Annotated in this window: 13 protein-coding genes; 7 read left to right on the forward strand and 6 right to left on the reverse strand. The window is 44.4% G+C overall.

Annotated features, from left to right (window positions below):
- Positions 1–376: 376 nt before the first annotated feature.
- On the reverse strand, positions 377–526 hold the full coding sequence (locus DSM107010_RS38995; protein WP_158631934.1) for a hypothetical protein: 150 nt from the start codon (positions 524–526) through the stop codon (positions 377–379).
- 48 nt (positions 527–574) lie between these two features.
- Here DSM107010_RS38995 and DSM107010_RS33480 point away from each other — a divergent pair, with 48 nt between their 5' ends.
- On the forward strand, positions 575–2,017 hold the full coding sequence (locus DSM107010_RS33480; RefSeq protein ID WP_206751849.1) for a sensor histidine kinase: 1,443 nt from the start codon (positions 575–577) through the stop codon (positions 2,015–2,017).
- A gap of 56 nt (positions 2,018–2,073) precedes the next feature.
- Here DSM107010_RS33480 and DSM107010_RS40555 read toward each other — a convergent pair whose 3' ends face one another.
- On the reverse strand, positions 2,074–2,220 hold the full coding sequence (locus DSM107010_RS40555; RefSeq protein WP_015155240.1) for a hypothetical protein: 147 nt from the start codon (positions 2,218–2,220) through the stop codon (positions 2,074–2,076).
- A gap of 568 nt (positions 2,221–2,788) precedes the next feature.
- On the opposite strand from DSM107010_RS40555, the gene DSM107010_RS33485 reads away from it, so the two are divergent.
- Positions 2,789–3,823: an acyltransferase family protein gene (locus tag DSM107010_RS33485; RefSeq protein WP_106168643.1), complete on the forward strand. Its 1,035-nt coding sequence runs from the start codon at positions 2,789–2,791 to the stop codon at positions 3,821–3,823.
- Positions 3,824–4,489: 666 nt separating this feature from the next.
- Entirely contained in the window at positions 4,490–5,428 is a 939-nt protein-coding gene (locus DSM107010_RS33490) for a lysophospholipid acyltransferase family protein (protein ID WP_106168642.1), read from the forward strand.
- A gap of 22 nt (positions 5,429–5,450) precedes the next feature.
- Here the strand turns inward: DSM107010_RS33490 and DSM107010_RS33495 are convergent, their stop codons facing one another.
- The 3 genes from DSM107010_RS33495 to DSM107010_RS33505 are packed head-to-tail and all read right to left on the reverse strand — an operon-like array spanning position 5,451 to position 7,414.
- Positions 5,451–6,284, reverse strand: coding sequence for an MBL fold metallo-hydrolase (locus DSM107010_RS33495; protein ID WP_015155237.1), 834 nt, complete (start codon positions 6,282–6,284; stop codon positions 5,451–5,453).
- 35 nt (positions 6,285–6,319) lie between these two features.
- Positions 6,320–7,213: an alpha/beta fold hydrolase gene (locus DSM107010_RS33500; protein WP_106168641.1), complete on the reverse strand. Its 894-nt coding sequence runs from the start codon at positions 7,211–7,213 to the stop codon at positions 6,320–6,322.
- 3 nt (positions 7,214–7,216) lie between these two features.
- Positions 7,217–7,414, reverse strand: coding sequence for a hypothetical protein (locus DSM107010_RS33505; protein ID WP_106168640.1), 198 nt, complete (start codon positions 7,412–7,414; stop codon positions 7,217–7,219).
- Positions 7,415–7,961: 547 nt separating this feature from the next.
- Between DSM107010_RS33505 and DSM107010_RS33510 the strand changes: the two genes are divergently transcribed.
- From DSM107010_RS33510 to DSM107010_RS42600, 4 genes are all read left to right on the forward strand, one after another.
- On the forward strand, positions 7,962–8,882 hold the full coding sequence (locus DSM107010_RS33510) for a hypothetical protein (RefSeq protein WP_106168639.1): 921 nt from the start codon (positions 7,962–7,964) through the stop codon (positions 8,880–8,882).
- 71 nt (positions 8,883–8,953) lie between these two features.
- A complete protein-coding gene (locus DSM107010_RS33515) occupies positions 8,954–10,876 on the forward strand; it encodes an Hsp70 family protein (RefSeq protein ID WP_127025038.1) in 1,923 nt (640 codons plus the stop codon).
- Between the two features lie 428 nt (positions 10,877–11,304).
- A complete protein-coding gene (locus DSM107010_RS33520) occupies positions 11,305–12,108 on the forward strand; it encodes an SDR family NAD(P)-dependent oxidoreductase (protein ID WP_015155232.1) in 804 nt (267 codons plus the stop codon).
- A gap of 24 nt (positions 12,109–12,132) precedes the next feature.
- Complete coding sequence (locus DSM107010_RS42600) at positions 12,133–12,711, forward strand: pentapeptide repeat-containing protein (RefSeq protein ID WP_277871361.1); 579 nt, start codon at positions 12,133–12,135, stop codon at positions 12,709–12,711.
- Here DSM107010_RS42600 and DSM107010_RS33530 read toward each other — a convergent pair.
- Positions 12,708–14,705, reverse strand: a complete 1,998-nt coding sequence (locus DSM107010_RS33530; protein ID WP_106170163.1) for a serine/threonine-protein kinase — start codon at positions 14,703–14,705, stop codon at positions 12,708–12,710. The two genes, DSM107010_RS42600 and DSM107010_RS33530, sit on opposite strands and share 4 nt — an antisense overlap.
- Between the last annotated feature and the right edge of the window lie 138 nt (positions 14,706–14,843).

Genomic DNA, 14,843 nt, shown 5'->3' on the forward strand with positions numbered 1-14,843 from the left:
GTTGAAGATCTACGTGGCTGGTTTACTCATTGCTGTTATTGTACCTCAGTAGACTAGAAAATGCTCTATAATAAAACTTTTTCCACGTTTAGTACTAGAAAATTATCCTTTGGTATTTCATAAAAGATAAATTTTCAAAATCATTTTTGAGTAAAAAGGTGGTACGAGATCGTGTCTGATTTCTCTCAAGATGAGTATTCCCAGAAGAAAGACGATTTGTCTGATCTACGCTTTGAAGCAAAGATGATGCGGCTTCGAGCTTGTAAAATGCGGATTGACGCTCTAATAATGCGTATTAGAGTAAGGGCTATACGCGAAAAAAATCGGAATTTAGTTGCTATCTATCAAGAATGGTTTGTCGAGTAATACTTATAGTTTAGCGATCGCCTAGATCCACCCTAAATTCCAGCAATTCATCTAACTGCCGATATTTGGAGCAGTCTGTTACCCTTGCCACAACTATATAAAACTTGACACTAAATAGCGGCAGCCAAAAGCTAGGATCGTTGTTACTTGCTAATTTCAACGATGGATTTCTAGTGTTGGATCGAGCTGTTTTCGTCAATTCATGGCAATGAAAGATGAGCAAAAGACAAAAGAGCAACTGATTCGAGAGCTGGTCGCACTGCGTCAGCACTTGGTTGAGCTAGAAAGTGCTGCACGGGAACAGCAGGTGACAGAGATATTACAACAGCAAACTCAGCGAGAGCTATTGGTAGCAAGAATAGCGCAGCGCATTCGGCAAAGCTTGCAACTAGAGGCAGTGCTAAACACAACTGTAGTAGAAGTGCGGCAGTTGCTTCAAGCAGATCGAGTGTTTATTTACCGTTTTGAACCAGACTGGGGTGGAGTCGTAATAGTTGAATCTGTAGCGCCTGAATGGACATCAATTTTAGGTAGCAGACCTAAAGATCCGAGTTTTGCTCCAACTTACGTTGAATTATACAAAAAAGGTCGAGTGCAGGCGACAGCAGATATTTATGCTGGAGAGCTAACCGAGTGCTATGTGGAGTTTTTGGCGAATTTTCAAGTTCAGGCAGACTTAGTAGTACCAATATTACAAACAGAAGAGTTATGGGGACTGCTTGTCGTAAATCAATGTGCGGCACCACGACAATGGCAGCAATGGGAAATTGACTTGCTGCGACAATTAGCAACACAGTTGGCGATCGCACTTCAGCAAGCGGAACTTTATCAACAGTTGCAAAGCGAACTGGAGGAACGGCAAAAGACGGAGAAGGAATTAAAACGCCAGCAACAACTTTTAGCACAGTCCAACAGCGACCTGCAACAATTTGCTTCTGTTGCTTCCCACGATTTACAGGAACCACTACGCAAGATTCAAGTTTTTGGCAATCAGCTCAAAGAGAAATTTAGCGAAGTACTGGGAGCGCAGGGACGAGATTATATCGAGCGAATGCAAAGCGCTGTCGGTCGGATGCAAAGCTTGATTGATGACTTGCTCGTTTTTGCACGGATTGCCACCAGATCGCAGCCATTCGTAACAACGAATTTAGAACAAGTGGTGCAAGAGGTATTGTCTGACTTGGAAGTGCGGTTGCAACAGACAGGAGGAAAAGTAGAAGTTGACAAGCTACCCACCATTGATGCTGACCCAGTACAAATGCGACAACTGTTTCAGAATCTCATCGGAAATGCACTGAAATTTCATCGTCCTCACACACCACCAGTAGTCAAGATTTATAGCCAACTGGTCGCTCCACTCCAGAGCGAAGCAGAGAACTCAGAGGATGTCGCGGCGTGTCAAGTAATAGTGGCAGACAATGGAATTGGGTTTGAGCTAAAGTATCAAGAGCGAATTTTTCAGACATTTCAACGCCTACACGGTCGCAGTCAGTACGAAGGTACGGGCATGGGGTTGGCAATTTGCCGCAAGATTGCCGAACGGCATGGAGGTAGTATTACAGCTGCAAGTACGGCGGGACAAGGAGCAACATTCATTATTACACTGCCAATGCACCATCAACAGGTGCTACCAGATGAAGAGTTGCTGTAAAGTTTCCCAGCCTCTACGAAGGACGTGGGAAACTTTCTACCATAATTGCCGATCGCTTATCGCTTTATGACGAATTTAGGCAGGCGAAACGACTTGTTATTTTCATTGTTGCTGCCAGCAAAGTAAGCCCAAGAACCAATAGCGGCAGCTAAGAGCCAACCGAGGATTAACACTGCTACTGGGAGCGCGATTGAATCTACCATGACACAACCTCCTTGAATTTGGGATTTACCGAGTTAGTTGTGTGCGCACACCATACCTTCTTAACAACGGGATCGAAGGACAGCAACATTTCTGAACAGAAAATTCTAAATTGTTACATATCTACGTTTGTCTCTCAGAGAATAACAGCCTCAACCGCAGTTTGGGGATCGCTACACAGTCGTTGCTGTTTTACTCAATCGTTGTGTTTTGAGTTTAAGTCAGCGATCGCAATTCTGAGAAATTGTCACTTGTCTGAATTTGAATTATGCGCTTTTTGCATAGCCTAGTTGCAAGAACCGTTTCGCTCGTACAGCAATTTTTGAACGCGATCGTATCGTTAAGCGAACGTTCATCGCTATCTCAGAAAAGTGTAAAGAAGAGAAAACTTTTTGCAATTTGCGATTGCGATCGCAAAAATTTCGATAACATGTGTAGCAAACATGCAGCGCGATCGATTTCTTCTCAAAACTTAGATTGTTTATCTGTTGTCTCAGTACATAAAGAGGTGCTGTAGACTGGGTGGAATTAGCCTAATAATGTAGTTACGTCTATAGGAAATGCTCGAAAATGAGAGACATCAAAATAGACTTCTTGAGATTTTTAGGTTTATCTCTGATTATTCTCGCTCACGTCGATCCACCAATTTGGCTGGCTCAGCTCAGAAACTTTGATGTAGTTTTAATGGTCGTAGTTTCTGGACTAGCATTTACACAATCCCGAAAAGTAGAATCTTATCAAAGTTATCTCTGGAAAAGAATTAAACGATTACTCTTTCCCGTTTGGCTTTTCTTATCTTTCTACTTTTTAGCGAATACTGGATTGTCACTCTTAGGAAAGACCGCGTTAATTCCTCCAGAAGTTATATTAGATAGCTACACCCTGACAGAGGGAATTGGCTATGTTTGGATAATTCGAGTATTTCTTTTAGTCGCTCTCACAGCTCCTTTTATTTCAAGAGTGAATCAAAGAGTCAAAAACCATAGAGTTTATTTCTCCCTTTTAATCTTTTCGTATTTACTCTATGAATTGCTTCTAGCTCTAACTTTGCCATACACAACTACCAATTTAGGAGAAAATGTATCGTTGTTTGTCTATTATGGAATCGCATTTTCGTTGATTTTTGCTGTCGGCATTCGGATACCGCAATTGAGAAAAGAGCAATGTTTTATTTTAGCGGGATTTTTTCTCTTAACCTTTGCTGCTTTGGGAATAGTTTACTTTATCCAACGGGGCGAATTAGTTAATACACAGACTCATAAGTATCCACCTTCGGCGTATTATCTTTCCTATGCTATGGGTATGACTGTTTTAGCTTACCTAGTAGCAGACAAATTTATTCCAATTATCGGGAAGTTCAAAAAATTAGAGTTTTGGATTTTATTTATTGCCCAGAATAGTATGTGGATATATCTCTGGCATATCCCAATAGTTGAGTTTTTTGAGCAAAATAACACTTTTAACTTTTTAATCGAATATTTTGTCACCTACTCAGGGGCAACGCTCATTACATTCTTACAAGTTTTCGCCGTCAAAAAGAGGCTGTTACCGACTATCAATAAAGAATCTTTGAAAAAAGACTTAACAATTCTTTTGACGGGCTAAATAATAAGTAATGTCAGTCTTGAGCGAAATACACAGGCTGTAAGGGCGCACAGCAGTGCGCCCCTTTCTATGCACGCGATCGAGAATTGCTATAAATAACGTAAACAAGTCATACAAACTAGAACTGAAGTCATACATTTTCTTAAACGTAACTGTAGACAAGTCGTTTGTAAGCTTAATAAATATAAGCCTTTTGCCTGCTTGCCATGAGGACAAGTATTTTTTGTAAAACGTGCTGTTTTTAACACGACACAATACTTTGTAAACTAATTTAGTTAAGTAAGGTTAAGATGATAAAATTTCAAATCGAACACAGAAGCTTTTCTCGAAAATATCAGCGTTGCTATTTCTGTCAGCGAGATTTCGAGAGAAAAGAAGCAACAATAATTTTATGCAATGAATGTGGAGAAACCTGTGGCGAAGCTTGTCCGAATTGCATTGATAAGGGGTATACGTGGATGCAAAAACAATTTCATACAGCTAAGCTAGTCGGCAATCGATTTATCTAAACTGAAAATTAGGAGTGCTTGTTGTTGGGCTAGACTGCTAGCACCTTTTGAGACTATGCAGACCGCGACGAACAGAGGTAAAGATGCGATCGCTGTTAATATGACTGAGTGGTATGTATAGAATGATTAAGGGCTATAGCTATCTATTGGAATCATTTTGAACACATTTAGACATAACTGGGGCAGTAATGACCAAATCTCTCAACAACTCTCCGATTTACTGGAAAAGATCGGCATTGTCACAGGTACGAAAAGCCATAGCGCCACAACTTCTAAGTCTAGATTCGATGGTTGGTCTTTATCAGAACGCAACCCTGAAGCGATAAAAGCTTGGATGCCGATCTGGAAATGGTTTTACCATAACTATTTCCAAGTTCAAACCGATGGCTGGCATCATATCCCATCAACAGGTAAGGTGTTGCTGGTTGGTTCTCATAATGGGGGTTTGGCTTCCCCAGATACATCAATGTTTTTGTATGACTGGTTTAGTCGGTTTGGCTACGAACGATTAGCCTACGCCTTAATGCATCCCTCTGCTTGGCAAACGCCGATTTTCGCTCGACCAGGTTCGCAGGTTGGAGCAATTATTGCTCATCCAAAAATGGCTCGTGCGGCACTCTCAAAGGATGCAGCACTACTTGTTTACCCAGGCGGGGCAGAAGATTTGTTTCGTCCCTATGCAATGCGGAACCAAATTCATCTAGCAAATAATAAGGCGTTTATTAAGTTAGCGCTGATCGAATCAGCACCAATTGTACCGCTTGTCTCCCGCGGCGCTCATGAAACTCTCATTATCTTGACCGATCTTTACTCGCAGGTGAAGCAGCTACAGGAGTGGGGTTTTCCCTGGTCACTCGACGGGAATACAGGTGTGTTTCCAATTTTTCTGGGGCTACCTTGGGGTGTGGGAATCGGTCCAATTCCCAATTTTCCCTTCCCCGTTCAGATTCATACTCGCGTCTGCGCGCCAGTTGTATTCGAGCGTTACGGTCGTAGCGCCGCACGCGATCGCGACTATGTAGATGCTTGCTACCAAAGGGTTTGCAGCCACATGCAGGCAGAACTAGACGATCTGATCGAGCAAAGTCACGGATGATTTGTGATTGAAATTGTCTGGCTCAATTATTCGATCGCTTGGCGAATGTCTCAAACTCAACAGCGTCGTGACTGCAAAAGAGGCGCACGTCTTTGCTGCGATCGAGCGACAGTGCGTGTAACCGTTGTTGGTTGTAGATGCGGGCTTGGCGATCGACTTCCATCATCCACTGGTAGGCGCGCAGACCAGGCGTGCAGCGACGCTGGGGCGAACCCATCTCATGTCGATAAAAGTAGGCATCGCCTGCATGAAGCAGCCAGCCTTCGGGCGTGTCGATCGCAATCCCAGCATGACCCCGGGTGTGACCGACGAGCGGAATCATCAGGATTTCTGGTGGTAGTCCCTCAAGGTTACGCACTGCCTCAAAGCCAAACCAAGGTTCACCCCCAGCAGAATAATACTTCCAGCTTTTGACCTCATCCCACTGATTGGGACGATAGCGTCGGCTGGCAATGAAACCGCGCCTTGACTGGGTAGCCTCAATCTCAGCCTGCATCACATGTACGGTTGCTTCGGGAAAATCTTCTAAACCGCCAGCATGGTCGAAATCGAGATGGGTTACTACAATATGGCGCACGTCATTTGCACTAAAACCGAGTTGTTCGAGCTGGTGGAGCGCTGTATATTTGCGATCGAATTGAATGTTATTAACTTGAATGAAGAATGGGCTAAGTCGCGAGTAAGGCGCTTCAAGATCGCGCTGACCAAAGCCTGTGTCAATCAAGACAAGTCCCTGTTCTGTCTCGACTAGCAGGCAATGGCAGACGAGACAAGCACTCAGACCCCGACTGAAGCCGTCAAATAGCGCTCCGCCCAACGGACACATACAACCGCAATTAAGATGATGAATATGCATAAATGCTCCCGCTCAGTACTTCCGAATTGGATTGACTAAGGTTCAAATGCTGCTAATGTCGCAACAAATTCAGTCGTTGACTCATAGGGCAAGACATTGCGACCGGAAATCTTGACACCTTTAGCTTGAGGCAAACACTTAAGATAATCGGCTAATCGTCGATCTGGCGTATCCTGCTTGTCTTTACTGATACTCGATGCTCGATCGCCCACAACAACTAATGTTGGGTGAGCGATCGCCGCGATCGCATCTCGATAATTCTGTCGCCAGAAACCCGCTAAGAAGGAAAAGACTGCATAACGGCTGGCGGGATTTGCCGCACCTTTGACCAACAGATCCAACCATTCACTATCGACGCGATCGCTACTAGCAAATAGCTGACGGGTCGAGAAAGAACTCAAAAACTGCGGTCTGCGAGCATAAAAATAAAAAGCAGTGCCAAGGGGCGAATCTAGCAAATTCCATGTCAGTTTTTGCTGCCTCATTCCTGTTGGTTGAGTCACGAGTGCGATCGCTGGAGGGCTAGCCAATACCAATTTTTGGATGAGATTTGGTTGAGTTTGCAACCGGACGGTTTCAAGCGCTACAGGTAGCAGCGCCCCTTGCACGACCAAGGTGACGGGTTTTTGGATGACTGTTTGCAGAAAATGTTGCAACTGCGCAGCCCAATCAGCCGGAGTGTAGGCGATATGTGGCATCTCGCTCTCACCGCAGCCGAGGAGGTCGGGATTGTAAATCGGATTATTGTGTCCGCTTTGATACCAAGCTTGACAGAAGCGATGCCAAAATCGACGCGATAAGCCAACTCCAATCGGGTGAATGAGTAGCAAAGGAGTGCTATCTTGAGCTTCTGTGGGGTAGTGTTCGTAAGCGCAGCGGTAGTTTTTCCAAGTGTAAAACTCTGTATTTGGGATTGTTATCTGGCTCATGACTCACACCTTTGCTTGCTGTAGATGCCAGTATTTGGCTAGCCGTCCATCCCTACCATATTGGGGTAACTTCACCGCATTTTGGTACAGAACTAGAGGAAGTTTTTCATTATTAGGAAATCTGCCGTCATCTGCAAACACCTGAATGAGGGGGTTTGAGCGCTGCAATACTGCATCTAGATGCGAATTGCTCGTAGTCATTGGTTTTTGCCAAAAGTACAAAGCAGTTCTACTATGCCTATAACTTTACTCCCACTACCTCCACCAGAGGTCAGGGTTCTTTAGGACACAATTTGAGTATGTTTACTCACAAGCTACACAAAGCGATCGCGACACCCAATTTGTCAACTTATCAACTCAGACTAGATTTTCTGGAATCGAGCTGGCGAGTTTTGAAGATATAAGTAACAACGGTTCAATTCTAAATTTAAATCTCTATACTAAACCCGGGGTGCGTTTCTAAAACTGCACCCCTTATTATTTGTCCCATATGTTCCAATACAGTTCAGATAAGACGATCCCCCCAACCCCCCTTATTAAGGGGGGCTAGGGGGGATCTTCGAGGATCTAATACTTTCTTTTAACTGAACTGTATTGCCAAATTTCCAAGCTGCAATGCGATCGCCCCCTAAATCTTCCCTAACACACCGACTGATAAAAGTAACCCTAGAGTTAGTGGTCGTCAGCCTATTGAAGAAGTTACCGTTTTTAGAGAGGCAATCTAGCTCCCCAAGCCTCGTCTAGCACAATGAAGACACTCACAACACTTTTTAACGAAAGCCGCAGCGATCTACACTCAGAAATCGAGAGAGCGACTAGCTTAGAGCAAGTAGTTAAGGTGGTGCAGAACCGACTTGATGAACTTGAAAGAAGTTATGTTGGCGAACTCAGTATCGCTCAGGTGCGTTTGGCTTCCTTTTTTTTAGAAGTGCTGCGGCAGTCTCTAAATACTCTGAGTGCGATCGACTATACGCAAGCCTCTAGTACAGAACAGGGACAAATTGTTAGTCGAACTTCTAAGCTTTCTCCAAAAAACTTGATTTTAAAACTGCTACAAGGACTCAGTTGTATCGGCATTTTAGGAGCGTTATTCTCATCGTATTCAAATTCTTCGCAAGTCTGGATTGCAATTTTGTTGCTCTTTCTGCTAGTCGGACTAGAAGTGGTATTTCAACTCAATGCCAGCCAAGAAAATCGCTTAGATTCTGCTGTGCTGAAGGAATTCCTTCCATCAAAAGTGCAGGTCGATAAATCTGCCCTTTTAAATAGTTTAGGCGATGCCCTAAATACTATCGATCTTGCCGTTGCAGCTTCGGAAAATAATAAGACAATTGATGCTAGTGGCATAGAAGAATTACCAGAACTTTTAAATTTTTTGCAAAGACTCAGTGGCGCGTCATTTCTAGATCGACCACAAATGACGCTCGAACTCGTGAAACTTCTGCCACAAATTTTAATAGAGCAGGGAATTAGAATTCAGATGTATCGATCGCAAGACGAATCTAGCCGCCGTGAGTATTTTGACTTTGAGCCAAATATAGACCGCTCGGCTCAAGAATACATTACTATAACTCCTGCCTTATGGAAGGGCGATCGCCTGCTGCTACGCGGTCGAGTCATTGAGCCAGCTCGTTCTATGACCGAAAATGAAAATATTGTGTCATCGTGAGTCGGTCTAAAATTGCATTCAAATTCGAGCGAGATTGAGATTAAATATTGAATATAAATAATAGTATGAACGTGAAAGTTTCCGAAATCATTGGTTTCGATTTGGGACATGGTGAAACAGCTGTAGCTAAAGCACCAGCTCAAAGTATTGAGTCTCCTCAGATGCTAGAAATAAATCATAAAAAGAACCAAATTACCGCACTTGGATGGCATCCCGATCTCGGCTATCTTGTAGGAGAACAAGCATTAATTCAAGCTGGCGTGACTCAACTGACAATTGCTTTTAAGCAAAAACCAGATGACGATCTTAATTCTAGAGAGACAATTCGTCGATTTTTAGAAACTTACTATCGCCTGCTGAAAGAAAGCAAACAGATTGAAGGTGGAATTAACAGTCACTTCTATGTTGGATGTCCTTCAGGATGGTCGTTGGAAGAGCGAGAGAAATATCAACATCTATTAGAGTCAACTGGCATCCCATTATTAAGTGTCGTACCCGAATCGCGAGCTGCTTTCATGCAAGCCAAAGAAGTCGGTAAGTTTGGCTACGACCAGCTCAAATCATCAGTGCTAATTGTCGATATTGGTTCTTCAACTACAGATTTTACCTTAGTTAAAAGCTTTCACGAAATTCCACTAGATTTTGGCAGTAATGCTTTAGGAGCTAGTTTGATCGACCGAGCGATTTTTGCTCGTACTCTTGCTAACCACGAACAGAAAGTTCTACTAGAAAAAGTATTTGCAGAATACCCCCATCATCGATCGCGGTGCGAACTTGCCTGTCGTAAAGCGAAAGAAGATTACTTTTCTAACGAACAGATATACAGCGATTCTCAATCCTTCGCACGCGGTTTTGAGTCAATTAACGAACAGATTTTTTTTATTCCTAAAGTCAACCAGCAAATTATTGCAGAAATTTTAAACCAGCCCCTACCCCAACTAGGCAATAAAAGTTGGCAAGAGTCGTATCGTCAGGCAATTAATGAAGCAAAGGAAAAGCTAGAAAAACTTGGGGTAACGCCCAAAGTTTTATTGATGACGGGTGGCGCATCTCGCATGAGTTTTACGCGCCAGATTTGCGAAGAAATTTTTCCCGAACCCGACACTCAAGTTCGTCCCGATCCAGAGCCAGAACGATGCATTGCATTGGGTCTAGCACGGGTAGGAAGATGGGAACTACGGGCTAGTGCATTTAAAGCAGAAGTTGACAAACTATACGACTCGCACCAGTTGAAAGAGGCGATCGCCAGAAATATTCCAAGCCTAATTGAGCTAATAACTCAGCCATTATCGGAAGCTTTGATTGAAAATGCCGTCAAACCTGGCTTAAAAAACTGGAAAAACGGTCAAATCCGCACTCTGGCAGAGCTGGAAAGTTGGATGAAAAGCCAAGCAGAACAGTGGTTGAAAAGCGATCGCGGTCGGCAACTAATCGATAATAAATGCGTGACTTGGTTCAACAGCAGCATTCAACCTGAAATAGCCGAGCGAACCGATCCGATTTGTCGTCAGTTTCAAATTCCTAGAAGCAGTTTAAGGTTAGAAAGTGGCATCGACCCAACTCTAGTCAATCCTGACTTACCCATAGGCGATGCTATCCTTGCCGATGCAGTGGCATTTACGATTAATTTGGTCATTGGCAGTGGTACTATCGGTAGCATTATCGCTCTACTCTTAACTGGGCATTTAATTGTGCCGATCGCACTAGTTTATGGTGCAGCTCTCGTTGGTGGAGGAGTGGGGCTAAATCGGGAGAAAATTGAAGACGCGATTAAGGAAAAGTTGGATATTCCTGGTTGGATTCGTTTTGTGGCATTGGGAGATAAAACAATAGATAGTATCTGTAACACAATGAAGCCCGAACTAGAGTCAAGTCTGAGGGAAAAAATGACCCAAGAGCCGCAGGCTTTTGACGAGCTGATTGAAAAGATCGGGCATCAGGTGAAGAAAGCTTTGCATACCAAAGCCGAAGAGGTGACAATTCTCATCCAGTAGCAGGCGTTTTTTATTGACTACGCCGCAGAAGATCCCCCCAACCCCCCTTAAAAAGGGGGGCTTTGTTTCCCCTTTTTCGAGGGAAGAGACAAGCGCGAGCGCCTCTTTAATTCAACCGCCTGAAAAATGGGCTTTGTTTCCTCTTTTTCGAGGGAAGAGACAAGCGCGAGCGTCTCTTTAGTTGAATCGCCTTCAAAAGGGGGGCTTTGTTCCCCCTTTTTCAAGGGGGGCTAGGGGGGATCGGATCTGTAGCAACGATCGACGAGATGGGTAGTGGAGGAAGTGTAGGCTGTCCATGTTTTTTCTCAGGACTTACCTGTCAAAACTCCTCTAAAAGGCACAGTAGTACTACTTCATTGGAAAGACGCGATCGCACTGTTGTTTTTCTAGGATCGTAAGGGTTAGAAGTATGCAGTTATTAACCATTCATGGATAATTCATTCACCCGTCCCTTAGCTGTCGTTACAGGTGCTTCCAGTGGTATCGGCTACGAACTTGCCAAACAGTTCGCCCAAAACGGCTTCGATCTCCTCATCACAGCCAATCATTCAAACCTGAACGAAGTTGCTCAGACATTGGAAGGGATGGATGCCAAAGTCGAGACGGTGCAGGCAGATCTTGCTACTTATGACGGTGTTGAGGCGCTATATCAGAAAATTCAAGACTCGAATCGAGCAGTGGATGCGATCGCCATTAACGCCGGTGTTGGTGTTGGCGGTGAGTTTGCCCGCGAAACCGATCTACAAGACGAACTTAATTTAATTAACCTCAACGTTGTATCGTCCGTCCATCTTGCCAAACGGGTTGTCAAGGATATGGTAGATCGCGGCAAGGGGCGAATTCTATTTACTTCGTCAATTGCTGCCCTGATGCCTGGTTCGTTTGAGGCAGTCTATGCAGCTTCTAAAGCATTTATCCAATCCTTCTCGGAAGGGTTACGCAACGAGTTGAAGGATACAGGCGTAACTGTAACTGCGCTCATGCCCGGACCAACTGAGACTAACTTTTTCCACCGCGCGGGAATGGACGACACTAACGTAGGTGCAAACCAGAAGGACGATCCGGCTGAGGTTGCCAAGCAGGGGTTTGAAGCCCTGATGAAAGGTAAAGATAGTATAGTCGCTGGATCGCTCGCGACCAAAATTCAGGGTGCGGTGAGCAAAGTCTTGCCCGATACCGTCAACGCCGAACTGCACCGCAAGCTGACTAAGCCAGGATCGGCAAATAGTTAATATCATGATGAGGCGATCGAGAGCATGAAAGACTTACTGCAAAAATTCTCATCGTTGCGAAATGCGATCGTTGGATTGAGCGATCGCTCTGGGGAAAATCGCGTTCTCTTATTCGATTCACGCGATGCAGCCTATAATGTTGCTTTCATGCTCGACGGTCAAAGGGATGAGTGCAACAGTATTGTCATACCTACCTCGGATGAAATAGCAATTAAAACTGCTGCTAGTTTGGTGGAAGCTAGATGGTGCGACAGCGGTAATTTCTGTATTTTATTGCCCAAATTAAGTGTTGAGACATTAAAACGGCGATACGCGGTTGGAGACAGGCACTTTATCAATGCCAATCTCATGTGCGCCGATCTCAGCTATCTCAATCTCAGTCAGATAAATTTCGGCTGGGCAAAGTTGAGAGGGGCTAACCTCAGTGGCGCAAATCTCAGCGGAGCTGACTTAACTGCGGCAGATTTGAGCGATGCTAATTTGAGTGGAGCCGATCTGAGCGGTGCAAACTTATTGCGGGCAGACTTAACAGGCGCAAACACGAGCGATACCAATCTCAGTGGTGCTTGCTTGAGGGGGGCGATCGCCTTTAATCTAAGTTAATTTATCCCTTGCAAGCTCCAAAGTTTGATAGTTTTATCTTCACTGCCACTAACAATTAGCTTGCCATTGGGAGTAAAGCTGAGGCTATTTACGTTACCCTGATGTCCAGAAAAAGTTGTCAATAGCTCTCCAGTATTGAGCTGCCAAAGTTTGATTTGGCGATCGTCACTTCCACTAGCAATCATCTGACTATCTGGGCTAATTGCAACTGAATTAATATAGTCTGAATGTCCCGTCAAAGTGCGTAATCGCTGTCCGGTTTGTAGTTGCCAAATTCCGATCGTTTTGTCCCAACTACTCGATACCAAAGTCTGTCCATCAGGACTAATCGCCACAGATCTGACTCGATCTGTATGTCCCAAGAGAGTACGGCGTAATGCTCCGGTACGAAGATCCCAAATTTTGATCGTTCGATCTTTACTACCACTAACTAAAGTTTTGCCATCAGGACTAATGGCAACAGACCAAACTGTGTCCGCATGTCCGATAAGAGTGCGGCGTAACATTCGTGTAGATAGATCCCAAATTTTGATACTTGCGTCTGCGTTGCTACTTACAAGAGTCTGGCGATCGGGACTTATGGCAACAGACCAGACTTTACTAACATTTCCAATTGTATGTTGTAATTCTTGAGTAGATAGATCCCAAACTTTGACTGCTGGCTGAGCTGAGTAGCTAGCACTGGTCAGCATTTGTCCGTCTTGACTTAGGGCAAGCGATAAGACTTCAGCTGAATTGCCAGTTAAGGTACGTAGCAATTCTCCAGAACTAAGATCCCAGAATTTAATTGTCTTGTCCCCGCTACCACTAATTAGGGTATGTCCGTCACGCGCGATCGCCACCGCCCACACTGCGTTAGTATGCCCAGTCAAGGTGCGCGTCATCGAGGTGTGAGGAGAAGTGCTAGGCTCAGTTGTATGAGATGCTTCGACAATTTGCGAGCGCGCCATTGTGGGTGAAATATTTGTTGTCGGTCGCAAAGCGTAGTAGCTACCAAGTAACAGCGCAAATGCAGAAGTCACTCCCAATGCTGTTCCTAACCGTGAGGCAATGCGTTTGCGTACAAGCTTCACCACTCCTACGATCTTATCTGCTGGTTTTGGTACTGAAAGCATGACTGGAGCGGTATGTACTTTTTCCGGCGCATCCACCAGAGGCGCTAAAGCATTTAATGCCTCTGTAGTAGACTGGTAGCGCTCTAAGAAGTGGTAGCGTACCATTTTATTTAAAATGGCTGTTAACTCTGGCGCGATCGTTACCAGATGTTGCCAAATCATTTCCCCAGTTTCAGCATCTTCTAATAATTGCGTTGGTTGCATTCCAGTTAAGGCTTGAATGCCAATCATCCCCAAAGCATAGATGTCGCTGTTAGGTCGCGGTCGTCCGTGACTTTGCTCGGAGGGCATATAACCAGATGTACCTACAGCTATGGTGGCAGGAAGACCGATGGCATAATTAGCTTGGGTTTGTCCTGATGATGTCACTACCTGCGTCCAAGCTTGTTTAACGCTACCAAAGTCAATTAGAACTAATTTTCCATCCGATGCTCGGCGAATTAAGTTATTGGGTTTGAGGTCGCGGTGAATGAGTCCCTGTGAGTGTACTATTTCCAGAATGCTGAGGATTTCATACAACAACTCGATGACTTGCTGCTGACTCCACTTGACGCTTACTGGTGGCATGAGTTGACTTAGCGGTTGCCCGACAATATACTCTTGCACCAAGTAAAATTGTCGATCTTCCTCAAAATAGTCTAATAACTGCGGTACTTGCGAATAGGACTGGAGTTTTTCTAAAGCCGCAATTTCTCGGCTGAACAAGCGTTGCCAGCGATAACTGAGATCGGTGATTTTGTCTGTGGATAATAAATGCTTAATGACACACTTAGCAGGCTGGTTGCGATCGAGATTGCGTGCTAGGTAGGTCTGACAGTAGCTACTACTACCGAGGATTTGTATGACTTGATATCGCCGACCAATGATTTTCCCTAGCATGGCGCGAGACCGATGACAATTAAGTGCTTGATTATTGGGTAAAACACACGATCTGTGGTAACTGGAGTTTAGACTAACCAATGACAAAATGACTCAGCAGTACTGAGTTAACAAGCTACCCAGCTAAAAATATAAAAA

It is taken from the genome of Chroococcidiopsis cubana SAG 39.79 (assembly GCF_003991895.1).
GTDB lineage: Bacteria > Cyanobacteriota > Cyanobacteriia > Cyanobacteriales > Chroococcidiopsidaceae > Chroococcidiopsis > Chroococcidiopsis thermalis.

What these genes read in the sequence shown, in the direction of transcription:
- DSM107010_RS33510 (WP_106168639.1), top strand. Translation starts at nt 7,962, where the DNA reads ATGAAGACACTCACAACACTTTTTAACGAAAGCCGCAGCGATCTACAC.
- DSM107010_RS33505 (WP_106168640.1), bottom strand. Translation starts at nt 7,414, where the DNA reads ATGACTACGAGCAATTCGCATCTAGATGCAGTATTGCAGCGCTCAAAC.
- DSM107010_RS33520 (WP_015155232.1), top strand. Translation starts at nt 11,305, where the DNA reads ATGGATAATTCATTCACCCGTCCCTTAGCTGTCGTTACAGGTGCTTCC.
- DSM107010_RS42600 (WP_277871361.1), top strand. Translation starts at nt 12,133, where the DNA reads ATGAAAGACTTACTGCAAAAATTCTCATCGTTGCGAAATGCGATCGTT.
- DSM107010_RS33480 (WP_206751849.1), top strand. Translation starts at nt 575, where the DNA reads ATGAAAGATGAGCAAAAGACAAAAGAGCAACTGATTCGAGAGCTGGTC.
- DSM107010_RS33500 (WP_106168641.1), bottom strand. Translation starts at nt 7,213, where the DNA reads ATGAGCCAGATAACAATCCCAAATACAGAGTTTTACACTTGGAAAAAC.
- DSM107010_RS33495 (WP_015155237.1), bottom strand. Translation starts at nt 6,284, where the DNA reads ATGCATATTCATCATCTTAATTGCGGTTGTATGTGTCCGTTGGGCGGA.
- DSM107010_RS33485 (WP_106168643.1), top strand. Translation starts at nt 2,789, where the DNA reads ATGAGAGACATCAAAATAGACTTCTTGAGATTTTTAGGTTTATCTCTG.
- DSM107010_RS40555 (WP_015155240.1), bottom strand. Translation starts at nt 2,220, where the DNA reads ATGGTAGATTCAATCGCGCTCCCAGTAGCAGTGTTAATCCTCGGTTGG.
- DSM107010_RS33530 (WP_106170163.1), bottom strand. Translation starts at nt 14,705, where the DNA reads ATGCTAGGGAAAATCATTGGTCGGCGATATCAAGTCATACAAATCCTC.